This is a genomic window from Xylanibacter rodentium (genome assembly GCF_013166575.1).
Lineage (GTDB): Bacteria > Bacteroidota > Bacteroidia > Bacteroidales > Bacteroidaceae > Prevotella > Prevotella rodentium.
In genome coordinates, this window is record NZ_JABKKE010000029.1 from 1 (window position 1) to 26,731 (window position 26,731).

Consider the following 26,731-nt stretch of genomic DNA (forward strand, 5'->3'; position numbering starts at 1 on the left):
AGTCTTGAGTTGTCATAATTATAACTCCTGTTTTTTTTAAATATGCGACTGCGTCGCAATCTTCTGCAAACTTAGAGCAAGGGCAAAAGCATAAAAAAAATATATGGGATGGGAAATTATAAGTATCTGATAATTAGTGCTTTTGCCCTTGCAGGGCGAATGGGCGCAATTGAACATAAATCCCGGGGTGCCGCTGCGCTCTACCCCGGGCTATGTGCTTGCTGCCTTTTCAAGGCGCATCCATCCTATATCCGGACTATTATGTAGTTTAATTCTGTTGACCAACTTATATAACCGTAATCTAATTTGGGAGTATACTTTACCATCATCTTGTCCGCTCCTGTGTATATGTATTACCATGTATCACAGGTCGTTTTAGGATGCGAAAGTGCCGCTTTTGAGATGCGAAAGTGCCGCTTTTGGGATGCGAAAGTGCCGCTTTTGGGATGCGAAAGTGCCGCTTTGGTGATGCGAAAGTGCCACTTTGGGGATATGAAAACGGCTGTTTGGGATTTGATATGGCATTGGAGGATGATGTTTTTGGCACTTTTGCACGACATACCCTTTCGGCATTGGAGGGAAAAAACGGGCAATAAAGCCGGCGCAGCGGATTCTCGGAATGGTGTTTGGGGGACGAAAAGTGCTGTTTGAATTCTCCGTTTTGTTGATTTAACATATGTTAATGGGTGTTTTGGGACTGTCAATTCTCCGCTTTATTCGTTTTGTACACTGCATAATATGTTTACAGAATAGAGCGGAGTATGCCCTGTAATGTGTTTAAGAAATGGAGAACGGTGGATGTAAATTTATTACAAAAAACGCCTGTTTTCGGAGAATTGAAAACGGAGAATCTCCGAGAACAGGGGGTACAGCCGCTTCTTATATATTATAAGCAAATATTTTATATTTAAATCTGTTATATATAATATATATTATATATAACAGATTGAAATATACCATACGCAAATCGTATGTGGTGTATACCTTGTTTTTCAATTCTCCGAATTCTCCGTTTTTGAATTGCACTAATAATCTTGACATTATCGACGCATGAGGTTGCGGCAGACGCATGACGGGAATACATCTCATTATACGTTAAGATTGCTGGGGCAGGGTGTTTGGCTGTGCATCTGTGCTGTGCTGTGGGAACGAAGGAGGTATGGCGCTGCCGGCAGAAAAACCAACATGCTTCTTGAAAAAACGGAGAATTGGCAGTCCCGATGTACCCATTAACATATGTTAAATCGACAAAACGGAGAATTCAAATCGCATTTTTCATACCAAAATTTCCGTTTCGGAGAATTATTAGTGGGCGGCTGTTGTGCGGGGCAATATAATTTAGAGAATTATTTTCTTTTGTCCCTGTGTTGCGTTGTCTCGTGTTTTTATTGTACATTTGCATTATCTTTTCACCCACTAATGATTGAATGTTATGTTAGAAGTAAAGAAAGCGTCGGTATCGTTGAACGGTAAGCAACTGTTTCGTGATTTGTCGTTTACAGTCGGCGATGGTGAGATATTGTGTGTGATGGGGCCGTCAGGTTCCGGGAAGACCACATTGCTGAATGTTCTGCTTGGTTTCCGGCCTCTTGACGGGGGGCATGTCAGTGTCGACGGTGAGCTGCTCACCCCATCATCGGCTGAAGAATTCAGGAAAGCGATGGCTTATGTTCCTCAAGAGGCTGCATTGCCTGTAGAATTGGTGAGCGAGATGGCAGGTCTGTTGTTCGGACTGAAGATAAACCGGATTGTGAAGTTCTCAAAGGAACGGCTGATGGAGGAGTGGAGAAGGCTTGGACTGGACGCAGGACTTTATGACAGGCGGGTGGCAGAACTTAGTGGCGGCGAGTGGCGGCGTGTGATGCTCTCTGTGGCCGGATTGCTCGCCAGGCCGATATTGCTGGCCGACGAACCTACATCTATGCTTGATGCGGAGGCGACGGCGCTGACGGGTGAATATCTGCGAAGGATGGCTTCGGCCGGGTGCGCGATAGTGGTGGCGACTCATGATGAAAGGCTGGCTGCATATTGTGACCGCCGGATAGTGATAACGGACGGAATGTGTGATGACATGACAGAGGAGGGATGATGTGATGATGACGACAGACATTTCATATATAGGCATGGCGGTGGGGATGGCACTGTTGGCTGTGCCTGTGTGGATTTTTTATAAGTTGGGTCTGGCAAGACAGATCGGTTCCACTCTGACCGCTGTTGCACGCATGGTGTTGCAGCTCTTCCTGACAGGCCTGTATTTGCGTTATCTTTTTGAGTGGAACAGTCCGTGGGTTAATGTCCTTTGGGTATTGCTGATGGTTGCAGTGGCTTCGTTCACGGTTTCCCGCAATACCCGTTTGCGGATGCGCTTGATTGTCTTGCCGCTTCTGGCCGGCTTGTCGGGGGCGGCATTGGCTGTCGGACTCTATTTTCTCTTGTTTGTCTTGAATCTGCCGCATCCGTTTGACTCTCGTTATTTCATACCTGTAATGGGCATACTGACAGGCAATATGCTCGGAGTTTGCGTCATGGGGCTGAATACGTTTTACGACGGACTGCAGCGTGAGCGTCAGTTCTTTTTATATATGCTTGGCAACGGAGCATCGCATGCCGAAGCGATAAAACCCTTTGTACGTCGTGCCATAGAGAAGTCGTTGGCCCCGTGTATAGCCAATATTGCGGTGATGGGTATGGTATCCTTGCCGGAAACGGTGATTGGGCAGATATTGGGAGGTACTGCTCCGGGCATAGCCGTCAAATATCAGATGATGCTTGCTGTAATAATCTTCTCCGCGTCGATGCTTGCGCTTTTGACAACGCTGTTTTTTGCCGACCGCCGTTCGTTTGACGCCTATGTCCGATTGCGCGATGTCCGGATTAGGAAATAAGCGAAACATAATCCGATGTGCAGGGGCTTTGCTGTTTTTTTGCATATCCGGATAATAACTGATTTTTTTGTTTTACTTGGTCAATATTGATAATGAATAGAAGAATATACTTAGGACTGATTTCGATACAGATATTTTTTCTTTCGTCATGCAATTACGGCAATGGCGGCCGGCCTCTGATGGGCGGCAATATAGGGAATGAGAATACATCTGGAGATACAGCCGGTTTGTGTGACGATATTTCCAGTGGCCGTAACGGAACTTCCGCCATTACGGTACGTGACATCGGCCTGCCTGCCATGCGTCCTTCGAGCGGTGAGCAGATATTGCGTCGGACGGCTTATACTGTATCCTACAACAAGGATTTGAAGTTGCCGAACTGGGTGGCCTGGCATCTTACGGCGGCTCATGTCGGCGGTAAATATGGCCGCAAGGGTATCAAGTTCCGTGAAGATGAGGATGTGCCTGAGCCGAGAGCTACCGACAGTGACTATTACAATTCGGGATACGATCGTGGTCACATGTGTCCTTCGGCAGATTGCAAGTGGAGTGAGGAGGCACAACTTGAATCGTTTCTCTTCACCAATGCCTGTCCGCAGGTGCATGGGCTGAATGCGGGAGACTGGAATGAGATAGAGCAGCAGTGTCGCCGCTGGGCCAAGGAGTATGGCGGGCTGTACATAGTGAGCGGCCCGGTATTGTATAAGAAGAGCCGGAACAAGAAGATCGGAAAGAACAAGGTGACGGTACCGGAAGCATTTTTCAAGGTGGTGCTGCGTATGGGCGACAATCCTCAGGCTATAGGTTTTGTCTATAAGAATGAGGCGGGCGACAATCCAAAGTCTTCATACGTAAATACCGTAGACGAGGTGGAACGCATCACGGGGCTTGACTTCTTCACGGCCTTGCCGGATGACGTGGAGTACAGGGTGGAGAGCAAAGCGGACCTGCGCGCTTGGGGGATTGTTTGTGGAATGGCCGTCAGATAAATGATTCAGAAGGTAGGATGATGACGATATGTCAGCTTAGAAAACGATTGTCTGAACGTATTCATGCCGCCGACATTGCCGAATTGTGCCTTATGGCCCAGTGTACTGACGGAAACGGCATGAAAGCCATGCTTTTCAAACTTGCCGGTGATAAAGACAGGCGTGTGGCGTCAAATGCCCTCTGGGTGTTCTCGCATTTCAATGCGTCGGGTAGGAGTTGGCTTCAGAATAAGCAGAAAGAACTGATTGATATGGCTTTGTCTGTGACTGACGTGACGAGCCTGCGCCTTGTCCTCACGTTGCTTGAGCGTCAGACGTTTGAGGCTGAAAGCATACGTACGGACTTTCTTGATTTCTGTCTGTGCCGGATGGTCTCCGATGCGGAACCGGTATCTATACGTTCGTTGTCGATGAAACTGGCATACAAGATGTGTCTTCATTATCCCGAACTGCTCGAAGAGTTGCGCATGTCGGTAGACTTGATTGACAAGACGTCTGCCGATTCTGCCGGATTGAAGTCTTGCCGCAGGAATGTGTTGCGGCTTATTGATGTGACAAATAGATAGCGGGACTGTTATGATTTGCTTAAAAAGTTTTAAAATCAAGAACTTCGGCTTCGTGCTATGCCTGAAAAGTTGTAACTTTGCACAGTTAAAGAATACATAAAAAGCTGAAAAGCGTGAAAATAAAGGAAGTGTTGAGCGCCCTTGAACGATTCGCGCCTCTGCCCTTGCAGGAAGGATGGGACAATTCCGGCCTGCAGGTAGGACTGACAGAGGCGGAGGTTTCAGGGGCTTTATTGTGCCTTGATGTGAACGAACGTATCATTGATGAGGCTATGGATAAGGGGTGTAATCTCGTTGTGTCCCATCATCCGTTGCTGTTCCGTGGACTCAAGACCATATCCGATGCCGACTATGTGCAGCGTACGGTAGTGAAAGCTCTCAGGAACGACATCGCGGTGGTGTCGATGCACACCAATATGGACAATGCCCGTAGCGGTGTCAACTGGAAGATGGCGGAAAAGATTGGTCTGACGGATGTGCGTTTCATGGCTGCGAAGACTGTGGACGGCATCGATGGCGGAAGCGGTGTTGTAGGCGAACTGTCGGAAGAGATGGCTGCCGACGATTTTATACTGACGGTGAAACGCGTGTTCGGTGTGGAGTGTGCCATGTGCAACGAATTGTTGCGTCGCAAGATACGACGTGTGGCCATCTGTGGCGGAGCGGGTGATTTCATGCTTGATGATGCGGTAAAGGCCGGTGCGGATGCCTTTGTTACAGGTGAGATGCACTATCATGTCTATTTCGGTCGCGAACAGCAGATTCAGATATGTGTGATAGGGCATTATCAGAGTGAACAGTTTACGAGCGAAGTGTTCCAATCGGTTATAAGAGAAATGTGTCCGGATGTGCCGGTACATATAGCATCGACATGCACAAATCCGATTTTGTATATTTAATCGGGATTGATGCGACTTGTTGTGATGCATGTCAGATACGATCTCGTAGGCGGATATGGTGCGCGGTTTAAGATATAAGTAATTACCAACAATTAAATAATATAATGATTATGGCAAAGAAAGAACTGACAGATTTGTCTGTGGAAGAGAAATTGAAGACGCTTTATATGCTTCAGACGGCTCTGTCGTCGATTGATGACAAGAGAGCTCTGAGAGGCGAACTGCCTCTTGAAGTGCAGGACTTGGAGGACGAAATCGAAGGATTGTCGATACGTATCGAGAAGATACAGAACGAAATAGAGGAATTTCGGCATGCGGTCAGCCGGAAAAAGGCTGAGATAGAAGAGGCTCAGGCCAGTGTGGAACGATATAAGAATCAGCTCAATGATGTGAAAAATAACCGTGAGTATGATACCTTGAGCAAGGAGATAGAATTTCAGACACTTGAGATAGAGCTATGCAACAAGAAGATTAAGGAGGCATTGGTACGTATCTCTGAAAAGGAGAACGAACTGCAGATGAGCCATGAGGCTATCGAGGATCGTAACAATGACCTTGATATGAAGAGGAACGAGCTTGACGAGATTATGGAGGAGACACGCTCGGAGGAAGAGCGCCTGAAGATAAAAGTGAAAGAGTATGAGGCAAAAATAGAGCCGCGTCTGCTCACTTCGTTCAAGCGTATACGTAAGAGCGCACGCAACGGTCTCGGAATCGTTTATGTGCAGCGTGATGCTTGCGGAGGTTGCTTCAATAAGATTCCGCCACAGCGTCAGCTTGATATAAAGATGCACAAGAAAGTGATTGTGTGTGAATATTGCGGACGTATAATGATTGATCCGGAACTGGCCGGAGTGAAGAGCGAGACACCGGTTGCAGACGAGAAGAAGAAGACACGCAAGCGCGCTATACGGAAGACGTCGAAGGAGGCTGATGATGTATTCGAGGATTAAGCCGACTGAATAGACATAGCCATATCATCACTTGGAAACGGAGTGGGGTATGGCTTTTTTTGTTTTCTTTAAGCGGGGGAGCATAAAAGTAAGAACCTCTACCGTATGTTAAAGATTTTTGTATTCGGGAATGTCCCTCAAAAATAAATATTTCTGATTGGCATAGTCCATCTTGCAGCAGTAGTGTTGCATACCGTTGCTTACAATGAGATAGTCTACGTGAAGCAGCAGATTGTATGTTGAAATCTGGTCGAATACGTTTTGTTTCAGTTCTATGGACGGTGCCTTATATTCTATAATCATGCGGGGACGCAATGATGTGTCGTAAAGGACACTGTCGCACCGCAGTCTCTTGACTCCTGATTTCAGTTCTATTTCGTTGGTCAGATATGCAGCGGGGTATCCTTTGTGTTCTATCAGATAATGGATGAAATGCTGGCGAACCCATTCTTCGGGTGTCAGTGCCACATATTTGCGGCGTAAAATGTCGAGTATGTCATAGCGTCCGTGGTTTTCCCTGATTTTTATATCATATTGAGGAAGATTCAGTCTATACATATTATATATATAATGTGATATTTATTTTGTATTCAATAATGTTTGCATTACCTTTGCATGCAAAATTAATAAATAATAGCGTAAAAAGAACATGGCTGAAACTAAAAACTCAACCTATGAGAGTATAATGCGCGATTTGAGGGCACGCAAGTTTGCTCCGGTTTACTATCTTATGGGAGAAGAATCTTATTATATAGATAAAATCACAGAATATATTGCCGGAAACGTACTCAAACCCGAAGAACGTGACTTCAATCAAACGGTGATGTTTGGTTCTGATGTGTCGGCAGCGCAGATTGTGGACGCGGCAAGGCGCTATCCCATGATGGCTGAACGTCAGGTGGTGATAGTGAAGGAAGCTCAGAATCTGCGTAATACGGATGCTATAGATTCTTATCTTAAAAATCCGTCCGAGACAACAGTTCTTGTAATGTGTCACAAAAACGGGAGCATAGATCGTAGAAAGAAACTTGCCTCGGCTGTAGAGAAAGTCGGAGTGCTTTTTGAGAGCAAAAAATTGCGCGAACGCGAATTGCCAGGTTTCATCGAAACTTATCTTCGACAGAATGGTGCAAGTATTGATCCGAAGTCTCAGCAGATCATTGCCGACTCCGTAGGTGCCGACCTGAACAGGCTTGTAGGAGAACTCGACAAACTGATGATTGCCCTGCCGGAAAACGACCGTAGGGTGACGCCTAAGGTAGTGGAGGAGCAGATCGGAGTAAGTAAGGATTTCAACTCGTTCGAGTTGCGTGATGCTATCGTAAACCGCAATGTCTTCAAGGCAAATCAGATAGTGAAATATTTTGACGAAAATCCGAAGTCGGGGAGTCTTTATTCTTTTCTTCCAATGCTATTCAATTATTTCCAAAATCTGATGATTGCATTTTATTGTCCACAAAAAGGCAATCAGGATGCTTTGGTAAAGTGGCTTGAACTGTCATCGTCGTGGGCTGCGAAAGATTATATTACCGGCATGCGAAATTACAGTGGAATGAAAGTTATGCAGATAATTTCTAAAATTAGAGAGATTGATGCCAAAAGTAAGGGGCTTGACAACCCGAATACACCTGTCGGAGAGCTCATGAAAGAATTAATTTTCTTTATTTTTCATTGAAAAAAGCGTTTTTTGGGCTTTTGATTTTCTAGAATAGGCGTTCGTCAAGAACGCTTTTTTTAGGCCTAATTACTATATAAATCAGGCACTTTGCTTGTTTTTATACCCTTCAAAACTCGCGTATTTTCAGTTTTTCGTCCGGTAGTTCAGAATTCTTTCTGTATTTCGTTTTTTCTGTTTTGGTGGCATTAGAAATTTATTGTTAAGTTTATTTAAGATTTATATTTGGTTATTTTCTGAAATGTAAATTGGTAATATCGGTTTGTGAAACTATATATTCTTAATTGTATTTATGTTTGTATTGGCGAATTTAGATTATTGTAATGTAAATATACAAATTACAAAATCAAACTTTTGCTTTGTAAATCAATCTGTATACACTTTGGTTGAATAAATGATAAAGCATTATAAATCAGTATTTTATTATAAAATAATAATCTTTTTTATGGGTTTGAACCATTTATAAGTGCATGTTTTAAACAAAAATACTTGTATAAATATAATATAGCTGTAATTAATTGATTAATAGCCATATAATTAACAAAAAATGTTTTATTAAATATTTGTAATGAATTTACAGTCTAAATATTGTTTTGTAATTCTAAAGTTGTTTTGTTGTTATTATGTAAATATGCAATTGCTTATTTTGATTTGTAAACCAAACATTACTATATTAAATTTCATATACATTTGTTGTCTGTTAGAAAAAAAAGATTTATCTTTGTAAACACAAAGAAGAAGTGGCATTATATGCCCTAAATGTCCTGATAAGGTTATGAAAGATAGAGTAAAACAGATAATGGAGTCAATGCACATGACTCAACAGGTGTTCGCTCAGTTCATCGAAATGTCTCCGGCTTCGTTGAGCAGCATATTCAATGGACGTACCCGCCCTACCCTAAATATAGTGGAAGCCATTAAAAAGAAAATACCGGACATTAATACAGATTGGCTTATGTTTGGTTCCGGGAGTATGTATGTTCAGCAAGGGTCAGGTGTCTCGAAGGATAGTCCGGATTTGTTCGGTAATGATGACGGGCCTGTCAGTGATTCCGATTTTTCTTCCTCGCCAATCATCCAAAGTGAGCATCATCCGTCGACAGACAGCCATTCGGATACATCGTTTGATAACATTGTGCGAAATGTGCGTCCGGAAATCATTCGTGAAGAAATTAAATATATTGACAAACCGCAACGAAAGATAACGGAGATTCGTATCTATTTTGATGATCTTACATATGAGACTTTTGTGCCTTCTAAAAGCAAGTGAAAAGTCATTCTGATGAAGTCGTATCAAAAAGGAGTCTTTGCTTGTTGGGACTTGTTTCTGTACTGAGCTTTTCGATAAATGCGATTATTTAGTTCGTTTAATCAGAATTTAGAGTTATCTTTGCAAGCGGATTGCCAATATTATAATCCTATATACTATTTAGTATTATGTAGGAACAGGACAAGTCGTTATAATTGAAGAATACATATTTATAAAGAATACGAAATGAAGAAATACATCCTCGATCTGACGGTCAAAGCTGTGGAAAGAATCAACGGGAAGTATGTTTTGGTGAGATTGACATCTGACAGTCTTTTACCGGATATGCATCCCGGACAGTTTGTGGAAGTACGTGTGGACAATACGTCCGAGACATATCTTCGCCGTCCCATTTCAATAAATTTTGTAGACCGTGATGCCAATGAATTGTGGCTGCTTGTGGCTGTTGTAGGTGATGGTACACGGCATATCTCCGAGGTTCAGCCCGGACAGACTCTTAATTGTGTGCTGCCACTTGGCAATGGATTTACCATGCCTCATACGACAAGTGAATGCGTGTTGCTTGTGGGTGGTGGTGTAGGTGTTGCTCCGTTGTTGTATATGGGTGCAGAGATGCACAATCGTGGTTGTGAGCCTACATTCTTGCTTGGTGCACGCCGCGTTGCCGATTTGCTCGAACTTGATTTGTTTGGCAAGTATGGGCGTGTGTGTGTTACTACAGAAGACGGCTCGTACGGTGAGCGCGGTTTTGTGACAAACCATTCTGTGCTTGCCGAGCATTTTGACCGTGTGGTCACTTGTGGGCCAACCCCGATGATGAAAGCCGTAGCCCGCCATGCCCATAATGCCGGCATAGATTGCGAGGTTTCGCTGGAGAATATGATGGCTTGCGGAATAGGTGTATGTCTCTGCTGTGTAGAGAAGACGGTAATGGGCAATTTGCGTGTGTGTAAGGAAGGTCCGGTGTTTAATATTAAGAAACTATTATGGCAGCTTTAAATGTAAATATAAATAATCTGGAGTTGAAGAATCCCGTAATGACGGCATCGGGTACTTTTGGTTATGGCCTTGAGTTTGCCGATTTTGTGCCTCTTGACGGCATTGGCGGTATTATAGTGAAAGGTACGACTTTAAGTCCGCGTGAAGGCAATGACTATCCGCGCATGGCCGAAACTCCTCACGGCATGCTTAACTGTGTAGGGTTGCAGAACAAGGGAGTCGACTATTTTTGTAACAACATATATCCGCAGATAAAGGGTATAGACACCAATATGATAGTCAACGTGAGCGGTTCTTCGCCTGACGACTATGCCGAATGCGCCGCACGCATAAACACTTTGGAGCATATTCCTGCCATTGAGCTCAATATATCATGTCCCAATGTGAAAGACGGTGGAATGGCTTTCGGTGTTACGTGCGAGGGGGCGTCGAGTGTGGTAAGGGCCGTACGTGCCAGATATGACAAGACCCTCATTGTAAAACTCTCGCCCAACGTCACAAACATAGCCGATATAGCCCGTGCCTGTGAGGCTGAAGGCGCCGACAGCGTGTCGCTCATAAATACTCTTATGGGTATGTCAATAGATATCGAGCGCAGGCGCTCGCGTCTGAGTATAGGTACGGGAGGACTGAGTGGTCCGGCGGTGAAACCTGTGGCTCTGCGAATGGTATGGCAGGTGGCACGGGCTGTGAAAATACCTGTAATCGGTCTAGGCGGAATTTCTACGGCATCCGATGCCATAGAATTCTTGATGGCAGGAGCCACAGCAGTGGAGATAGGTACGGCCAACTTCATAGATCCGGCGGTTACCATAAAGGTGCGTGACGGTATCGGTGAGTGGCTTGATGTCCACGGATGCAGTTCTGTGACAGAAATCATCGGAGCACTAAAAGATTGAAATTGTGAAGACTGGCTTTCCTGAGATTTTTGAGTATCGTGAAGGGATGAGTTATGGCCGCTAAGGTATATTGTAAGGCTTCTTTCTTGAATATTTGATATAAAACCATAATATCTGATATGCATTTATCGGGTATTATGGTTTTTTGCTAATTTTGTGAATCAAACTAATTAGCTAATAACCATCATTTTTAAAATATGAAAGTTAAAACAACTACTTTATTTTTAGGATTGTTGCTTGCCGGCAGCAGTCTTTGTGCCAATGCCCAACAACTGGCATTCCCCGGCGCCCAAGGTTGGGGACGTTTTGCTACAGGCGGTCGCACTGGTACAGTGTATCATGTAACTAATCTTAACGACAGTGGCGCAGGGTCATTGCGTGATGCAGTGAGCCAGCCTAACCGCATCGTAGTGTTCGATGTAGCGGGAGTTATCAAGATCAACAGTCGTATAGTATTTGCCAAAAACCTTTATGTAGCCGGACAGACGGCTCCTGGCGAGGGTGTGACAGTATATGGCAACGGTGTATCATTCTCAGGTGCCACCAATACCATTGTGCGTTACATGCGTTTCCGTATGGGTAAGGGAGGTGATTCCGGTAAAGACTGTGCCGGAATAGCTAATGGAACCAACATGATATTCGACCATTGCTCGTTCTCGTGGGGACTTGACGAGACATTCTCGATCAATCCTGACGGCAAGGGAGAAAATCCGGAGAACATCACCATCTCAAACACCATTATGGGACAGGGACTCATGACCCACTCTGCCGGAGGGCTGATGCAATCTAACAACATTACGCTCTATCGTAACCTTTATTGCGACAACAGCACGCGTAATAATAAGATAAAGGGAATCAACCAGTATGTGAACAATATTGTATACAACTGGAAAAACGCCGCATACAATATGGGAGGCGACTCTGCCGGTGACAGCTACTGTAACATAGAGAGTAATCTTTTCATCAACGGTCCGGCAAAAGGCGGCGCTGCGTTCACCGGAGGCAACTCAAACTTCCATTTTTATGGGGATGACAACTGGCAGGACAGCAATATGGACGGAAAGTATGATCCAGTATTGGTGACCGATTATTCGGCAGGTGACCGTCAGAATGTGCCTTACAACTATCCTGAACTGGAGAAGTTACCCGGCAATACGCTCGTCGAGAATCTGCTCCCGACAGTAGGAGCATCACTGCCTTACCGTGACTATTCAGACTGTTATATGATAGACGAGGTATATTCTTTCGGTACGAAAGGCGCTCTCATATATGATGAGAAAACCCTCATCTATGGTGCTCCCGACACATGGACTGTGTGGGAAGGAAACAAGCGTGTGGATACTGATGGTGACGGAATGCCGGATGCTTGGGAAGAGGCCAACGGCACCGATCCTAACAAGAATGACGCTATGGCAATAGCTGCCAACGGATATGCAAATATCGAGAATTACATCAACAGCATAACACGTGACGACCGTGATTATTTCCTCCGTGCACCTCTTTGTTTGCAGCATGAGGAGTCAACACAGAATTCCATTACCGTGTCGTGGCTCGACTATTCCGACAATGAAGACGGATTTATCGTCGAGTTGGAGAAGAACGGAGCTTTTGTGGAAGTGGGCCGTACGGCAGCTGATGCCAGCGTGTATACAGTTACCGATGAGTCACTTGAACCGGCCAAACCGTATAATATACGTGTGCGTGCATTTGCCGGTGAGAATGTTTCGGAGTATTCCAATACATTGACAGCCAAGACACGTCCCGTGCCGGTGGAGGTTGTCGATATCGAAACCTTTGCCCCTGACTATACATGGGCGGGAGGCAGTGGCACATGGAGCATGGCCTCCACTAATTGGACCAACGGTGGTACATATACAGACGGCAAGAATGTGCTCATAGCTCCGGCAGAAAATATCAATGTTGATATCGCCGAGGCCGTTTCCCCGTCCGCTGTTGTGGTAAACGGAATGGCTGATGTTACATTGGGAGGGGCTGGCGCCATAGCTGGTGCCGGTTCGCTGAACAAGGCCGGTAGCGGTACACTCGTAGTCAAGACTCCCCAAAAGTATGAAGGCGCTACTGTGCTGCATGACGGAACATACGAGTTCTCAAGCATTGCCAACGGCGGAGTGGCCAGTGGTCTCGGTGCTTCACAGGAGTTCGCGCAGAACTGGATTTGGGGCGGCGGTACATACAAGTACATCGGTGCCAGTGCTTCCACCAACCGTTCGGCTACGCTTGACGGCAACACGACGTTCAATATAGAGAACAAGTCGGCTGCTGTCAGCATGTCCGGTTCGATAGAAGGTGCGGGCAATCTGACGATAGACGGTGCAGGACAGCTTACTGTCAACAATACCGAGTTCTTCAAGTACGACGGCAATCTGATAATGAAAGGTGGAAAGGTGCTGCTTAATGGTGAAATGGTTTCCAAGGCCGGACTCGGCACTGTGAGCAAACTCGTGATGTGCGGCGGAACATTTGCCACAGCCAGCGGCAACGACAAGAATCCCACGTACACATTCCCGATCGAGGCAACGGAAGATACATATTCTTATGTTTCGCTCTTCCGCAACTGTATTGTCAAGTCGGCTGTCAGCGGCAGCGGCACTCTGGAGTGGGAAGTCAATTGGGTTCGTGAATATATCGAGGGCAATTGGGACAACTTTACGGGCCGGGTGGTTGTCAACGGAACGGGTAAAGCCGCCAACAGCCAGTTCGCCGTGCGTAATGGCAAAGGCATTCAGAACGGTACGTTTACCCTTAAGGGAACGGCCCAGATTGTCGGTGGAAAGAACCAGTCGACGTTCTATCTCGGCGGATTGTCGGGTGCGGCAGGGACATTCCTCTCCGGATTTGATGTTAAGAATGCAGGTAGCGGAACATGGATTGTCGGCACGGCCAATACCGACGAGACATTCAACGGTGTCATCGACGGACGTGCACAGGGTGGTAAGGAAGGAACGACAAACATAGTCAAGGCCGGTTCGGGTGAATGGCGTCTTACCGGAAAGAATATCTACAAGGGAACAACCCAAGTCAACGGAGGCCGCCTGATCGTGAACGGCAATAACAGCGGTGCCGGTGCATACACAGTGAATGCCAACGCTACGCTGGCCGGAAAAGGAACTGTAGGCGGAGCCGTATCAGTGAAGAGTGAAGGCGTAATATTGGCTGGCGATACACTTGTGGACGGTAGCACTCTTACGTTTGGCAAGACGCTCAACGTCGCGACAGGTGCCAAGGTTTGCATACCTGTTACGGCTGCTGCATGCAACTCGCTCACTCTTAAAGGCAATCTGACGATAGGCGAGGGTGTGCCTCTTGTACTTGCCGAGGAAGGACTGGACAAGGCCCCTTACGACGCGACGGTATATCAGGTGCTCAATCTTGCCGGCGGAACTATCACCGGTACATTCTCTGAAATCATTCCAGCGACACCCGGTGAAGGTCAGACATGGGATATCTCGTCTCTTTATACTGACGGAACCATCAAGGTCGTTGGCGGAGAAAAGAATCCCGGTAGTGGCGAGGGACCGGATCCTGTGGACCCTGTAGGTGAAACCAAGACAGCTCTGCTCACATGGGGCAACATGATTCCCGGTTCGTACGACGGAGCGAATTCCAACAACATGCTTACCGGTGCGGAGGGTGACGATGCCGAAGGATTCTCGCTCGTAGTGACTGGCAATCTTACCAAAAACTTCAGTGCCGGAGACAAGATCAATGTAGAATACAAAGATCAGGCTCTCACCCGTACCACCATCAAACTGTCGAATGGGGCTGAGGAGAGTGTCTTCATGCCAGAAGGAGCCAAGGCCACAAAGATTACTCTCTGGAGCTATACCAACGTGTCAACGGCCAACCGCACGTCATATTGGGCCAATGTAGCCGGAGTACCATATACAGAGGAAAACTCCGTGATACTGGCTCCCACCAAGGACACCAAGAATCCGAACAAGGTATCGTTTGACCTTGCTGACGTTGCTGATGTCGTGACGTTCAAGAACACCGGCGAACAGCAGTGTGTAATAATCTATCTTGAATATCATACCGGTGGTGGTAGCAATGGCATCAGCACTGTTGTAGGGGGTGACAGCACTCCGGTGCGCGTGGAATACTACACCGTTTCGGGTGAGCGTGTTTCCACTCCCGCTAAGGGAATGTACATTATGCGTGCCACAATGGCCGGTGGCAAGGTCATTACCCGCAAGGTCGTGCTTTGACGGAATATCTCTTTTGTGAACAATAGTGGACAAACCTCATTGTTGTTCACAAAAGCTATAGCCGCTCCCATACATAACTGTATTTCAAAAATCTTTTATCCGGTTTTTGATACGGTTATGTTTGGGAGCGACCTTTTAATACCATTATATCCTTTCCGGCACAAAGACAGTTCTTTATGCGTAGTAAGCAAACAATCTTATGATTTTTCCGTAACTTTCCTTTAAAGAAAAATCATTTCCTTTATTCTGCCGGTGTACAATCTCGTGATTTATGTGTAAATTTGCAGTATGGAAAAGTTAGTAATAGTAGGATGCGGAAAATTAGCCGGTATTGTAGCCGATGCTATTCTCAACGGTTTGTTGCCCGATTATGAATTGGTGGGTGTGTGTTCACGGACTTTGGCCAAGGCTGAGAGCCTTGCAGACAAAATGTGTCAACATGGATTTCCATGTGTTGCATGTGACTCATTGGAAAGCCTGTTGGCGTTGAAGCCGAAATATCTTGTAGAGGCCGCTTCACCGGCAGCCATGCGCGAACTTGCATTGCCGGCTTTGGAAAACGGTACCTCCATTGTCACCCTGTCCATCGGTGCTTTGGCCGATAAGGCATTCTGTCAGAAAGTGAAGGAGAGGGCTAAAGCCAATAATGCGCGAGTGTACATTGCTTCCGGAGCTACTGGCGGATTCGATGTGCTGCGCACGGCTTCGCTTATGGGAAATGCCTCGGCCCGGTTCTTCAACGAAAAAGGTCCCAATGCCTTGAAAGGCACTGCGGTATACGACGATACTCTACAGACTGACCAGCGCACGGTATTCTCGGGCACTGCAACCGAAGCCATCCGGATGTTTCCCACCAAAGTCAATGTCACCGTAGCGGCTTCGCTGGCCTCGGTTGGTCCGGACAACATGCAGGTTACGATGCAGTCTACACCTGGTTTTAAGGGTGACACTCAGCGTGTAGAGATTCGCAACGAACAGGTGCACGCTGTGATAGATGTTTACAGTGCTACGGCCGAAATAGCAGGTTGGTCGGTTGTCAATACCCTTATCAATATCACATCACCCATTGTATTCTGAAAGGTTGGCCAGCACCTTCTCGCTCAGGCGGTCAAACGCTTGACGGGTGCGGCCCGTCGATACCTGCATGCAGCGTACGTGCGGATGATGAAGGAGTTTTTCGTTGCCCAAAGCTCCCAGTGTGTCGCAGAAACATAGATTGTCACTTTCCAGCCATTTTGTGAAAGGCGTTTCGTCCCATGCCGGTGATAGTCCTGTATTGAATAGTATTTTTTTGTTGCCAAGTGCGTCAAATTCTGCCTTGTGCAGTAGTATCGTATTCTTGTTTAGGCAGCAGAACACCACTTCGCTTTCGGATAATAGTTCTTTCAGCGGCAGGAAGCGGTAGCCTTTCCGTGTCGCCTCTTTCTTTTCACTGCGTGCAAAATAGGTTATATCGGCTCCGAAAAATTTCATCGCGTCGGCTATCATTCCGCCTGACTTGCCAAGCCCTACAATTCCGACTTTCAGTCCTGTTATTTCGCGCGCCATACCGTCCCATGCTTCTTCACCGAATCCGTGTAGGCAGCGTACCAGTTCACTCAATACATATTCCACCACACCTTCATCACCGTAGTCGCGGATTCCGGTTACGGTTATTCCGTGTTCCTCGGCGTAGCGTATGTCTACGTTTGCGCTTTCCGGAGAATAGAGCGAGCAACACATTCCGATGTAACGTATATTTGGACATCTTTCCAGCACAAAACGGTTGATTCGCGAAGTATAACTCAGCAATACCGCGTCAGCGTCTCCGATGCGGTTTATGATTTCTTCGTCCGTTGCCGGAACGTCATTGTAAATCGTCACTTCATGTGCATATCCATATAACTTTTTTTCGGCCTCCGGAATCAGACTTACAGGCTCTATGGCTACTAATTTCTGAAACATAGTTCTCGTTTTATTCAATATATATAACAACAAAGAGGCTACGAATCGTAATCCGTGGCCTCCGTAATTCTGTAAGTCGGTATGTTGTACCCGACAGTTGGTTTAGAAATTGAAGTTTACACCAAATTCAATGTCTGTGTTGTTGATATTCAGACCGAAAGCAGAACCTTTTCCTGCTTTTTCGTTTGCTGCAGCATACCCTAAATAACCGAGTTTGCCAATTACGTCAACTTTTTCAGATACAGCCAGTTTGACACCGGGGCGTACTCCAATTCCCCAAACCATACCTTCGGCATCGGCTGTATAGAAGTTGAAAGTAAGGCCACCGTCAACGAAGAAAGAGGCAATACCTGTCTTTGCAAAAGTGTAGCGTGCGTAAGGATTAAGATTGATAATGGCTTTTGTGAAATCTGTTTTCTCAAAATCACTGTCAGCATTTGAAGAAGTATATCCTAATTGTATACCTACAGCCCAATTATCATCAAGATTGTAACCGATTTCGGGCATGATTGAAAATGTTGTTGATGTTTCTGCACCATCATAAGGTTTAATTGATTGGAATCCCAATGATCCACCAACATACACTTGTGCACTTGCTGCCAAAGAAGCAACCATCATGGCTGCGGCTAAAAATAACTTTTTCATAATTTTTCTTTTTAAATAGTGAAACATTTTGTTGACTATCTGTGTGCAAAGGTATAAATATTTTCAACATAAGCAAAAATATATTCAATGAAATACAATAAAAAATATTACTTTCTTGACTTATGGATATAAAAAAGGTAAAAACAGACGAAATCTTCATGTATTATGAGATTATTTATTTAATTTTGTATAAACATACGTGAACATAATTATATTATATATGACATGACGGACAATCGGAATATGGAGTGGAAAACACTCAAGAGCGAGTATATCATACGTCGGCCGTGGCTCACGGCCCGCAGGGACACGGTGGAATTGCCTACTGGAGTTGTGAACGATGAGTATTACGTGCTGGAATACCCTGACTGGATAAATGTAATCGCGGTGACACCAGACGGACGTATGGTGTTTGTGCGCCAATATCGTCATGCTTTGGGACAGACGTGTTTTGAGATTGTGGCCGGTGTGATTGAGAAGGGTGAGGAACCGCTCGAGGCTGCCCGCCGCGAATTGCTCGAAGAGACAGGTTATTCGGGCGGTGATTGGCGCGAGCTGATGGTGGTGTCGCCCAATCCCAGTACATGTACCAATATAACTCATTGTTATCTGGCTACAGGTGTAGAGCTTGTCGACGGACAGCATCTTGATGACACAGAGGACATCGATGTCTGTCTGTTCAGTCGTGATGAAGTATTGGCTATGCTTGAACGTGGAGATATAAAACAGGCATTGATGGCAGCTCCGTTGTGGAGATATTTTGCAGAGAACAATTTAAATAGATCAATATAAATGATGAACAGCAGAAAGATTTTTTTATCCTTAACTTTGGGTTTTGCGGCAGGTGTGATGGCTCAGACCGCAGATGGTGGACTGTCTCCGCAGATTATCAGTGAGATACAGAAGTCGCATAAGATGTGTGCAGGCAGTCGTGCTCTGGCAAATGCCATGGCATCAAACTCTATAGACAATCTGGCCCAGAATCATGCCAATGCCGGCGAATTGGACACATACTTCAGTGTGGAAACCCCCAAGCAGTCTATAACCGACCAACAGAGTTCGGGGCGTTGCTGGATGTTCAGCGGTTTCAATGTATTGCGTTCCAATTTTGCCCAACGTACAGACTCGCTCACTGTAGAGCTTTCGCACGGCTATCTGTTCTTTTGGGACCAGTTGGAGAAAGCCAATCTCTTTTTGCAGGGAGTGATTGACACGGCCAAGAAACCGATGGACGACCAGCGTGTGCAGTTCTTTTTCAAGAATCCGATAAACGACGGAGGTACATTCTGTGGTGTGGCCGATCTTGTGGACAAGTATGGACTGGTGCCAAAGTCGGTGATGCCTGAAACGTATTCGAGCGATAATACGAGCCGCATGGCACGTCTTATATCATCTAAACTGCGTGAGTTTGGTTTGCAGTTGCGTCAGATGGTATCCGACGGCAAAAAGCCTGCAGCTATTACGGCAGAGAAGACCAAAATGCTTGGTACTGTATATCGCATGCTGGCCATGACCATAGGCGAACCGCCGGCAGAGTTTGTTTATGCTTTCAAGGACAAGAAAGGCCGTGCTGTGGGCGAGGCAAAGAAGTATACTCCGATGACGTTCCGCAACGAGGTGGTGGGCAATGAGCCTGTCAACGGCACGTTTATCATGGCCATGAACGACCCTCGGCGCGAGTACTACAAGACATACGAGGTGGAGTACGACCGCCATACATACGACGGACACAACTGGAAATACATCAACCTGCCGATGGAGGACATCGAACGTATGGCTGTAGCCTCGCTGAAAGACGGTCGCAAGATGTACAGTTCTTACGATGTAGGCAAGATGCTCGACCGCAAGCGCGGCTATGCCGATACCGAGAACTACGACTACGGCAGCCTGTTCGGCACTACGTTCGGCATGGATAAGGCGCAGCGTATCAGTACGTTCGACAGCGGTTCTACCCATGCCATGACGCTGACGGCTGTCGATATCGATGCCGAGGGCAAGCCGGTGAAGTGGAAGGTGGAGAACAGTTGGGGCGCATCGTGGGGCCAGAACGGCTGTCTGATAATGACCGACCGATGGATACGTGAGTATATGTTCCGTCTGGTGGTAGATAAGAAGTACGTTCCGGCCGACATTCTGAAGATGAACGAGCAGAAGCCCGTGATGGTAATGCCGGAAGATCCGCTGTTCCTGCCGGACGAGTAGGTAATAGAGAATTGAGAATTTCTTTAATTGAGAATGGAAAATGGAGAATGGATAATTATGATTACCTGCATAAAGGACGACAACAACATAACGCCTTGGTGCTAATCATAATTATCCATTCTCCATTTTCCATTCTCAATTAAAGAAATTCTCCATTATCTGACGGTAATCATAATTGTCAATTCCCAATTCTCCATTCTCAATTAGAGAAAATATCATTTTCTCTTCAGCCGCAGACTGTTCATCACCACGCTGATGCTGCTCATTGCCATCAGCGCGCTGGCATACATGGGCGTTATCTGGAAGTCGACAATGCTGTAGAGAGCGCCGGCTGCCAGCGGTATGCACACAATATTATATATGAACGCCCAGAACAGATTCTGGTGAATCATGCCCACTGTTTTTCGTGAAAGGTCGATGGCTTCGGGTATGCGGCGCAGATCGGTACCCATCAGAGTGATTTGCGCAACGTCCATTGCCACGTCGGTGCCGCGGCCCATTGCTATGCTGACATCGGCGGCAGCCAGTGCCTGACTGTCGTTGATGCCGTCGCCCACCATTGCCACCTTGTGACCCTCGGCCTGCAACCTCCGCACAAGGTCTTCCTTGTCTTGCGGCACCACGCGGCTCTGCCAGTGCTTTATGCCGGCCTCATGGGCCCGCTGTGCCACGTTCTCTTCCTTGTCTCCACTTATCATATACACCTCTATACCGCTCTGTTGCAGGGTGTCCATTGCCTCGGCGGCGTGCGGTTTCAGCACTTCCTCGTTGTCAACGAGGTGGGTGAGCGTGCCCGTTTTGTCCATCACAATCGTATCGATGTGGCGCATGTTCTCAAGCGCCGTGGCGTCTTTTATCAGTATGTTGCGCTGTGCCGCCTTTCCCACACCCACCATCAGCGCGGTGGGAGTGGCCAGACCCATGGCGCACGGACAGGCTATTACCAGCACCGATACGGCCGAGAGCACGGCGCGGGGCAGAACTTCGGTGCCGCCGATGGCGAGCCATAGCACGAAGGTGAGCACGGAGATGCACAGCACCGCCGGCACAAACACCATGGCTATGCGGTCTACTACGCGCTGCACGGGTGCCTTTGAGCCTTGTGCCTCCTGCACCATGCGTATGATGTGGGCCAGCATCGTCTTCACGCCCACTTCCTTGGCTTGCAGACGGAACGTGCCTTGGCGGACGATGGTACCCGCCAGCACCTTGTCGCCCGCGGTCTTGCTTACCGGATGCGCCTCGCCGCTTATCATGCTTTCGTCTATCAGTATGGCCGCGGCCGCAGCGTCGACTTGTGCCGAGGTGCTCGCCGCGGCCTTACATGCAGCGGTCACCACACCGTCTACGGGTATCTTCTCACCCGGCCGCACCTCTATCGTGTCGCCCGGCTGCAATGCCGACAGCGGTGCGTCGGTCACGGTGTCGCCGTCTACGAGGTGTGCTGTCTTCGGAGCCAGCCCCATCAGCGAGCGTATGGCCGATGCCGTGCCGCGTTTGGCGCGCTCTTCGAGCATACGCCCCGTGAGCACAAAGGTGACAATCATCATCGAAGCATCGTAGTAAGTATGCCATTCTATGCCGCGGCTACCCCAATAACGCTCTCCCCAGAAAGTGTTGAACACGCTGAAGGCAAGCGAAATGATGGTGCTCATGGCCACCAGCGTGTCCATATTGGCTGTGGCATGGCGCAGCTGACGCCATGCCGACGTGTAGAAGCGGCTGCCGCAATACGCCATGCCGCCCATTGCGAGAAGCATCATTGTGACGTTGGCGGCCATGGCGCTGCCCATGTCTGTCCACCCCATGCTCACGGCTATGGTGGCGAGCGACAGCCCCCACGCCACTATCACCTTGCGGCGCAGCGCCACATAGGCCCGGCGCTCGATGGACTCCACGTCGCGGTTGTCCTCAATCACCATGTCGAAGCCAATCTTGGCCAGTTCGGCTTTCATCTGTTCCGGTGTAATCCGGTTCTCGTCATACTCCACGAGAGCCGTGCGTGCGGGCAGATTGACAGCGGCCGATGCTACTCCCTGCAGCGACGCCAGTTTGCGTTCCACATTGCCGGCGCACCCCGCACACATCATGCCTAATACGGCAATAGTCTTCTTTTCCATATCTATTTATGTTTTTGCGTCGCAAAGTTAGCGTTTTATTTTTGCAATGGTGTTGCAAAGTTCGGGGATTTTTATTCTACGCACGCGGCCCTTCCCTTTTGGGGGAGGTCGGGGAGGGTACTTCTGATTTATTCTTACAAATCACTTCGTCGTTCGTTACGAAATCGTCTTTTGTGCATTACGGCCCGAAAAACGCGATTTTTCGGCGGAAATAGGATGCGCTGATAATCAGCGTGTTACGCTCTTTTGGCCGCGATAACGCCGTGTAAGAAAAGCAGAGAGGCCCTCCCGAGGTTGCCGTAACGGCCTCCCGGCATTGCAACGAGGCCGCCGCGGGAAGACAACAACGCCGTAATGGGAGAGCCGGGAGGCCTTTACGGCAAGAAAACCATGCCCGAAATGTGTGTAAAGAAAGCAGAGAAGGCCTTACGGCTTTTCTAGAATGAGAAGAAAAGAGTGCGGAAAATTAAGAAAAGAATTGACGGCCCCACCTGACCTCCCTAAAGGGGAGGAACCGCGACATAGGAGAAACCGGACATTAACACCTTAGTGACGTGCGCTTCATTCAGCCGTTCATACGCTTGCGGAGTATCGTGTTGAGCACGGCAAAGAATGACAGACAGATGACCATCGGCACGACGCAGGCAAAGTGAGCATCGTCGTGAGACATGGTTTTTATGTTGGAGATGATGGCATCGGCACACAGATATACCAACGTGGTAATTCCACCGCTGCACATGGCGGCAAGCGAGACGATGGCGGCTATGCGGTTGCGGCGTGCCGTGCGGCAGCGCTCGGCCTCAATGCGGCGCATGGTGGTGAAGGCGAAATTCGACGGCAGCTTCACTTTGTTGGCCTCAGTGGCGTTGTTTACGGCTTGCCGCAGGGCGTTGTCTTTGTTATATCCGTTCTCCATTGTCATCCTTTTTAATTATGAGATACAGTTTTTTTCTTATCCTATGCAGTTTCGTGGCCACGTTGCCCGGCTCTATGCCCGTGATATAGGCAATGTCTTTCATCGGCATGTTGTCGTAGTAGTAGAGCGTGAGCAGCGTTTTCTCGTCGGGTCTGAGCCGGTCGATGGCTCTTTCCAGCAGCTCGGCACGCCGACTGTCGGCCATTACGTCGTCTATCTCGGCGTCGGTCACCGGTGTGCGCTCGTCTATTTCTACATACGTTATCCGCTTGCGGCGCAGGTGAGATATGGCGCAACGGTAGGCAATGCGGCTTATCCACGTGTGAAACGAGGCATGGCCAAGAAAACTGCCGATGTGATTGAAACCGCTGATGAAAGCATCCTGAACCAGCTCTTCGGCATCCTCGTGGCACGGCACGAGCCGTGCCACGAGGGACGCCACGCTGTCGCCATAGCGCTCAATGAAGTAGCCGTAGTCGTCGGTGTGCCCGTCGAGAATGCGTGCTATCAGTTTGCTTTCGTCCATGGGGGTGTGGTGTCACTTTATGGTTCGGGGTATTGTTTTTCTTGATGCTCAGGCGTTGCTGTCGTTGTCACGGGCGTTATCCTTTTCCCTGCGTCGCGCTTTCTGCTCTATTATATATGCAATGACGAGGCCCAGTCCGCCGAATAGGCATACGCACGATGCGCTTAGCATCTCCCTTGCATAATATGTAGGCATGATGTTGGCACACTGTTCTATCATCGGTAGAGCAATCATCACACATATTATTCCTAAGAAGGCCCCCAGCCCCACACCGAGTATTAGCATGCCGGCGCGTAGCGAAAGATATTTGTTGTCCTTGGCGCTGCTGATGTTAAGGTTCACCTTCGACAGATCGACATTCTTTATCTCGTCGATTTTGTTGATGAGCATCTTCCGTTCTTCTTTTCGGGCGAAGAGTTCGAACACTTTGTAGATTGTGCCGAATACGATCAGCACGTTGAGGGGAATCATAATCCAGTCCATAATCTTGTAATTTTTTTGTTGTTTATTATTGTTTTCTGTCTATATAGACGCAGGCAGGCGGTATATATTACAGTATCGGGAGATGTTTTTTGCGGAAAAAGTGATTTTAGCGCGAAATTGCCTACCTTTGCATGCCAAAACAAAACGATATGGATATGTTTAAAGAAAACATCAAGCGGGCGGATACGTCGAGGATAGCATTTCCGGTGCTTATAGCCTTGGGGTTGTCACACTGCTTTAACGATTTGTTGCAGTCGGTGGTAAGTGCCGTTTATCCGATTCTGAAGGACGACCTGGCCCTTACTTTCTCCGAGATAGGACTTATCACGCTTGTTTATCAGTTGGCCTCGTCAGTGTTTCAGCCCGTCGTGGGCCTCGTGTTCGACAAGCATCCGCTGTCGTGGTGCCTGCCTTTCGGCATGTGTTTTTCCACCGCCGGACTGGTCATGCTGTCGCAGGCCGGCAACTTCTTGATGGTGCTCATGGCCGTGGCCTTTGTCGGCATTGGCTCGTCAGTGCTCCATCCCGAGGCATCGCGCATCACGTCGCTGGCCAGTGGCGGGCGCCGCGGACTGGCTCAGTCGCTCTTTCAGGTGGGCGGCAACTTCGGCACATCCGTCGGGCCGCTGCTCGTGGCGCTCATCGTTGCCCCTCACGGCATGGGCAATGTGGCGTGGTTTGTGGTTGTTTCGATGCTTGCCTTTGTGGCTATGGTGCCCATCTGCCGCTGGTACAGCGCCTATCTGACCAATCTTAAGACAGGTGCTGCCGCCATTCGTCCGCGTGTGCCGCGTCCGTTGCCGATGGGCCGCACGGTGTTTACCATCTTCATAATCATGCTGCTCATATTTTCAAAGTACATATATATGGCCAGTCTGACCAACTATTACACGTTCTATCTCATACATCGTTTCGGTGTTTCGGTGCAGATGTCGCAGGTGTTGCTGTTCGTATTCCTTGTCGCTATGGCCATAGGTACGGTCGTTGGCGGGCCTGTGGGCGACAGGTATGGCCGCAAGACGGTGATATGGGTGTCGATACTCGGTTGCGCCCCGTTCAGTTTGCTTATGCCGCACGTGGGTCTGGAGGCGACGGTGCTGTGCAGCTTTGGTGCCGGACTGATGCTTTCGTCGGCCTTTCCGGCAATTCTGCTCTACGCTCAGGAGCTTCTGCCCAACAAGCTCGGAATGGTTTCGGGCCTCTTCTTCGGCTTCGCTTTCGGTGTGGCCGGCATTGCCAGTGCCATACTCGGCTCACTTGCCGACACTTATGGCATTGAGGCCATCTACTCATTCTGCGCCTATACGCCGTTGCTTGGTGTGGTGGCGTTTATGCTGCCGAGCCTGAAGAAACGATGAAATGCGGCCTTGTTCTCATAATAATTGTGTATTTTTGCACGATGGAATAACAAAAACAAGTTAATAGGATGAATATACTGAAAGCATTGTTCGGGGGAAGCGAGGAGACACCCGAAGAGAAACAGAAAGCCGACGAGATCCGCCGGTTCGACATGTTCAAGTACGATGGAGTGAGGGCAGCCAAGATGGGACAGACTGACTATGCCGTGAAATGTTACCGGGAGGCTCTTAAGATACACGAAGACCTTGAGGTTCGTGACTATCTGTCTCAGGCGCTCATACGCATGGGAGAGTTTGACGGTGCACGCGAACAGCTGAAAGTGCTGGCCGAAGCCGAGCCTGACAATGTGGCTATAGCCGTGCGCGAGGCGCAGACGGCCCACATGCAGGAGGACTATCAGGGCATGGCGGCGGCGTGCGAGCGTGCAATGGGTGTTGACAAGGACAATGCCCTCGTGCACTATCTTTACGCTCAGGCACATATAGGGCAGGGCAATGCTGTGGTGGCTGTGGCCATGCTTACCCGCGCCATTGCATTGGATGGTAATATGATTGATGCCTATCTGTTGCGCGGACGAACACTGCTTGACATGGGGGACACCGAAGGAGCCGGAGAAGACAAGGAGTATCTCATGACGGAGGCTCGGGAAAGCGAGGATGTGCTGCTCTTTGCGGCGCGTGTGGAGCGTGCCAAGGGCAATGACGCCACGGCTCTCGACATATATAATAAGGTGATAGAGGTAAACCCGTTCTGTGTCGATGCTTTTCGGGAACGTGGCGCCATAAAATATGATAAGGGCGATATGAACGGAGCCAAGGATGATATGCAGACTGTTCTTGAGCTTGCCCCCGAGCAGGTGGCTGATATAAATGGTGATTATTCGGCTGATGGAGTGGAGCATAAAGTGCGCCAGGCATACAGCAATATCAATCCGTTGGGGCTTTGACTTTGTTGAATATAATTGATTAATTGAGAATTGAAAATTGAGAATGGAGAATTATGATTTGCTTTGTTGTTAAATGGTTATGATGTAATAGCCAAATACTTTTATAAGTTAGACAACAGAATTAAACTACATTATCGTCCGGACAGAACGCGCCCTGGAAGAACGCGCCCCGCAGGGGCAACAAGCACATAGCCCGGGGCAGAGCGTAGCGGCACCCCGGGATTCAAAC

The 26,731-nt window shown here is 48.0% G+C and carries 23 protein-coding genes; 16 read left to right on the forward strand and 7 right to left on the reverse strand.

Annotated elements, in window-relative coordinates:
• Nucleotides 1–1,432 precede the first annotated feature (1,432 nt).
• The 6 genes from HPS55_RS12600 to HPS55_RS12625 all read left to right on the forward strand — a co-directional run bounded on the left by HPS55_RS12600 (nucleotide 1,433) and on the right by HPS55_RS12625 (nucleotide 6,292).
• Nucleotides 1,433–2,089 (forward strand): ABC transporter ATP-binding protein, encoded by a 657-nt coding sequence (locus HPS55_RS12600; RefSeq protein WP_172178410.1) that lies wholly within the window; start codon nucleotides 1,433–1,435, stop codon nucleotides 2,087–2,089.
• 4 nt (nucleotides 2,090–2,093) lie between these two features.
• Nucleotides 2,094–2,885: an ABC transporter permease gene (locus tag HPS55_RS12605; protein WP_172178412.1), complete on the forward strand. Its 792-nt coding sequence runs from the start codon at nucleotides 2,094–2,096 to the stop codon at nucleotides 2,883–2,885.
• Nucleotides 2,886–2,977: 92 nt separating this feature from the next.
• Nucleotides 2,978–3,874 (forward strand): DNA/RNA non-specific endonuclease, encoded by an 897-nt coding sequence (locus HPS55_RS12610; protein ID WP_172178414.1) that lies wholly within the window; start codon nucleotides 2,978–2,980, stop codon nucleotides 3,872–3,874.
• 17 nt (nucleotides 3,875–3,891) lie between these two features.
• On the forward strand, nucleotides 3,892–4,440 hold the full coding sequence (locus HPS55_RS12615) for a hypothetical protein (RefSeq protein WP_172178416.1): 549 nt from the start codon (nucleotides 3,892–3,894) through the stop codon (nucleotides 4,438–4,440).
• 113 nt (nucleotides 4,441–4,553) lie between these two features.
• Nucleotides 4,554–5,339, forward strand: a complete 786-nt coding sequence (locus HPS55_RS12620) for a Nif3-like dinuclear metal center hexameric protein (RefSeq protein WP_172178418.1) — start codon at nucleotides 4,554–4,556, stop codon at nucleotides 5,337–5,339.
• A gap of 110 nt (nucleotides 5,340–5,449) precedes the next feature.
• Nucleotides 5,450–6,292 (forward strand): zinc ribbon domain-containing protein, encoded by an 843-nt coding sequence (locus tag HPS55_RS12625; protein WP_172178420.1) that lies wholly within the window; start codon nucleotides 5,450–5,452, stop codon nucleotides 6,290–6,292.
• 108 nt (nucleotides 6,293–6,400) lie between these two features.
• Here HPS55_RS12625 and HPS55_RS12630 read toward each other — a convergent pair whose 3' ends face one another.
• Nucleotides 6,401–6,850 (reverse strand): type I restriction enzyme HsdR N-terminal domain-containing protein, encoded by a 450-nt coding sequence (locus tag HPS55_RS12630; protein ID WP_172178422.1) that lies wholly within the window; start codon nucleotides 6,848–6,850, stop codon nucleotides 6,401–6,403.
• Nucleotides 6,851–6,941: 91 nt separating this feature from the next.
• On the opposite strand from HPS55_RS12630, the gene holA reads away from it, so the two are divergent.
• The 6 genes from holA to HPS55_RS12660 all read left to right on the forward strand — a co-directional run bounded on the left by holA (nucleotide 6,942) and on the right by HPS55_RS12660 (nucleotide 16,438).
• A complete protein-coding gene (gene holA / locus HPS55_RS12635; protein WP_172178424.1) occupies nucleotides 6,942–7,967 on the forward strand; it encodes a DNA polymerase III subunit delta in 1,026 nt (341 codons plus the stop codon).
• 775 nt (nucleotides 7,968–8,742) lie between these two features.
• Complete coding sequence (locus HPS55_RS12640; protein WP_172178426.1) at nucleotides 8,743–9,237, forward strand: helix-turn-helix domain-containing protein; 495 nt, start codon at nucleotides 8,743–8,745, stop codon at nucleotides 9,235–9,237.
• Between the two features lie 225 nt (nucleotides 9,238–9,462).
• Entirely contained in the window at nucleotides 9,463–10,236 is a 774-nt protein-coding gene (locus tag HPS55_RS12645; protein WP_172178428.1) for a dihydroorotate dehydrogenase electron transfer subunit, read from the forward strand.
• Nucleotides 10,224–11,135 (forward strand): dihydroorotate dehydrogenase, encoded by a 912-nt coding sequence (locus HPS55_RS12650; RefSeq protein WP_172178430.1) that lies wholly within the window; start codon nucleotides 10,224–10,226, stop codon nucleotides 11,133–11,135. The genes HPS55_RS12645 and HPS55_RS12650 overlap by 13 nt, the downstream gene beginning before the upstream one ends.
• 197 nt (nucleotides 11,136–11,332) lie before the next feature.
• Nucleotides 11,333–15,361, forward strand: coding sequence for a fibronectin type III domain-containing protein (locus tag HPS55_RS12655; RefSeq protein WP_172178432.1), 4,029 nt, complete (start codon nucleotides 11,333–11,335; stop codon nucleotides 15,359–15,361).
• A 288-nt stretch (nucleotides 15,362–15,649) separates the two neighbouring features.
• Complete coding sequence (locus tag HPS55_RS12660; RefSeq protein ID WP_172178434.1) at nucleotides 15,650–16,438, forward strand: aspartate dehydrogenase domain-containing protein; 789 nt, start codon at nucleotides 15,650–15,652, stop codon at nucleotides 16,436–16,438.
• On the opposite strand, the gene HPS55_RS12665 is transcribed toward HPS55_RS12660, so the two are convergent.
• Entirely contained in the window at nucleotides 16,421–17,305 is an 885-nt protein-coding gene (locus tag HPS55_RS12665) for an NAD(P)-dependent oxidoreductase (RefSeq protein ID WP_172178436.1), read from the reverse strand. The two genes, HPS55_RS12660 and HPS55_RS12665, sit on opposite strands and share 18 nt — an antisense overlap.
• Nucleotides 17,306–17,407: 102 nt before the next feature.
• Nucleotides 17,408–17,950, reverse strand: coding sequence for a porin family protein (locus HPS55_RS12670; protein WP_172178437.1), 543 nt, complete (start codon nucleotides 17,948–17,950; stop codon nucleotides 17,408–17,410).
• A 243-nt stretch (nucleotides 17,951–18,193) separates the two neighbouring features.
• Between HPS55_RS12670 and HPS55_RS12675 the strand changes: the two genes are divergently transcribed.
• Together HPS55_RS12675 and HPS55_RS12680 are read left to right on the forward strand one after the other, a co-directional pair.
• A complete protein-coding gene (locus tag HPS55_RS12675) occupies nucleotides 18,194–18,742 on the forward strand; it encodes an NUDIX hydrolase (protein WP_253945890.1) in 549 nt (182 codons plus the stop codon).
• Between the two features lie 3 nt (nucleotides 18,743–18,745).
• Nucleotides 18,746–20,152: a C1 family peptidase gene (locus HPS55_RS12680; protein WP_172178481.1), complete on the forward strand. Its 1,407-nt coding sequence runs from the start codon at nucleotides 18,746–18,748 to the stop codon at nucleotides 20,150–20,152.
• Between the two features lie 215 nt (nucleotides 20,153–20,367).
• Here HPS55_RS12680 and HPS55_RS12685 read toward each other — a convergent pair whose 3' ends face one another.
• From HPS55_RS12685 to HPS55_RS12700, 4 genes are all read right to left on the reverse strand, one after another.
• A complete protein-coding gene (locus HPS55_RS12685; RefSeq protein WP_172178439.1) occupies nucleotides 20,368–22,272 on the reverse strand; it encodes a heavy metal translocating P-type ATPase in 1,905 nt (634 codons plus the stop codon).
• Nucleotides 22,273–22,837: 565 nt separating this feature from the next.
• Entirely contained in the window at nucleotides 22,838–23,188 is a 351-nt protein-coding gene (locus HPS55_RS12690) for a hypothetical protein (protein WP_172178440.1), read from the reverse strand.
• Nucleotides 23,172–23,714, reverse strand: coding sequence for an RNA polymerase sigma factor (locus HPS55_RS12695; RefSeq protein WP_172178441.1), 543 nt, complete (start codon nucleotides 23,712–23,714; stop codon nucleotides 23,172–23,174). The genes HPS55_RS12690 and HPS55_RS12695 overlap by 17 nt, the downstream gene beginning before the upstream one ends.
• Before the next feature lie 48 nt (nucleotides 23,715–23,762).
• Nucleotides 23,763–24,197, reverse strand: coding sequence for a DUF6249 domain-containing protein (locus HPS55_RS12700; RefSeq protein ID WP_172178442.1), 435 nt, complete (start codon nucleotides 24,195–24,197; stop codon nucleotides 23,763–23,765).
• 149 nt (nucleotides 24,198–24,346) lie between these two features.
• On the opposite strand from HPS55_RS12700, the gene HPS55_RS12705 reads away from it, so the two are divergent.
• Together HPS55_RS12705 and HPS55_RS12710 are read left to right on the forward strand one after the other, a co-directional pair.
• On the forward strand, nucleotides 24,347–25,555 hold the full coding sequence (locus HPS55_RS12705; protein ID WP_253945891.1) for an MFS transporter: 1,209 nt from the start codon (nucleotides 24,347–24,349) through the stop codon (nucleotides 25,553–25,555).
• A 68-nt stretch (nucleotides 25,556–25,623) separates the two neighbouring features.
• Nucleotides 25,624–26,502: a tetratricopeptide repeat protein gene (locus HPS55_RS12710; RefSeq protein ID WP_172178444.1), complete on the forward strand. Its 879-nt coding sequence runs from the start codon at nucleotides 25,624–25,626 to the stop codon at nucleotides 26,500–26,502.
• Nucleotides 26,503–26,731: the final 229 nt, after the last annotated feature.

Coding starts and splice junctions, on each gene's coding strand:
- HPS55_RS12600 (WP_172178410.1), top strand. CDS start 1,433: ATGTTAGAAGTAAAGAAAGCGTCGGTATCGTTGAACGGTAAGCAACTG.
- HPS55_RS12605 (WP_172178412.1), top strand. CDS start 2,094: ATGATGACGACAGACATTTCATATATAGGCATGGCGGTGGGGATGGCA.
- HPS55_RS12610 (WP_172178414.1), top strand. CDS start 2,978: ATGAATAGAAGAATATACTTAGGACTGATTTCGATACAGATATTTTTT.
- HPS55_RS12615 (WP_172178416.1), top strand. CDS start 3,892: ATGATGACGATATGTCAGCTTAGAAAACGATTGTCTGAACGTATTCAT.
- HPS55_RS12625 (WP_172178420.1), top strand. CDS start 5,450: ATGGCAAAGAAAGAACTGACAGATTTGTCTGTGGAAGAGAAATTGAAG.
- HPS55_RS12630 (WP_172178422.1), bottom strand. CDS start 6,850: ATGTATAGACTGAATCTTCCTCAATATGATATAAAAATCAGGGAAAAC.
- holA (WP_172178424.1), top strand. CDS start 6,942: ATGGCTGAAACTAAAAACTCAACCTATGAGAGTATAATGCGCGATTTG.
- HPS55_RS12640 (WP_172178426.1), top strand. CDS start 8,743: ATGAAAGATAGAGTAAAACAGATAATGGAGTCAATGCACATGACTCAA.
- HPS55_RS12645 (WP_172178428.1), top strand. CDS start 9,463: ATGAAGAAATACATCCTCGATCTGACGGTCAAAGCTGTGGAAAGAATC.
- HPS55_RS12650 (WP_172178430.1), top strand. CDS start 10,224: ATGGCAGCTTTAAATGTAAATATAAATAATCTGGAGTTGAAGAATCCC.
- HPS55_RS12655 (WP_172178432.1), top strand. CDS start 11,333: ATGAAAGTTAAAACAACTACTTTATTTTTAGGATTGTTGCTTGCCGGC.
- HPS55_RS12660 (WP_172178434.1), top strand. CDS start 15,650: ATGGAAAAGTTAGTAATAGTAGGATGCGGAAAATTAGCCGGTATTGTA.
- HPS55_RS12665 (WP_172178436.1), bottom strand. CDS start 17,305: ATGTTTCAGAAATTAGTAGCCATAGAGCCTGTAAGTCTGATTCCGGAG.
- HPS55_RS12670 (WP_172178437.1), bottom strand. CDS start 17,950: ATGAAAAAGTTATTTTTAGCCGCAGCCATGATGGTTGCTTCTTTGGCA.
- HPS55_RS12675 (WP_253945890.1), top strand. CDS start 18,194: ATGGAGTGGAAAACACTCAAGAGCGAGTATATCATACGTCGGCCGTGG.
- HPS55_RS12680 (WP_172178481.1), top strand. CDS start 18,746: ATGAACAGCAGAAAGATTTTTTTATCCTTAACTTTGGGTTTTGCGGCA.
- HPS55_RS12685 (WP_172178439.1), bottom strand. CDS start 22,272: ATGGAAAAGAAGACTATTGCCGTATTAGGCATGATGTGTGCGGGGTGC.
- HPS55_RS12690 (WP_172178440.1), bottom strand. CDS start 23,188: ATGGAGAACGGATATAACAAAGACAACGCCCTGCGGCAAGCCGTAAAC.
- HPS55_RS12695 (WP_172178441.1), bottom strand. CDS start 23,714: ATGGACGAAAGCAAACTGATAGCACGCATTCTCGACGGGCACACCGAC.
- HPS55_RS12700 (WP_172178442.1), bottom strand. CDS start 24,197: ATGGACTGGATTATGATTCCCCTCAACGTGCTGATCGTATTCGGCACA.
- HPS55_RS12705 (WP_253945891.1), top strand. CDS start 24,347: ATGGATATGTTTAAAGAAAACATCAAGCGGGCGGATACGTCGAGGATA.
- HPS55_RS12710 (WP_172178444.1), top strand. CDS start 25,624: ATGAATATACTGAAAGCATTGTTCGGGGGAAGCGAGGAGACACCCGAA.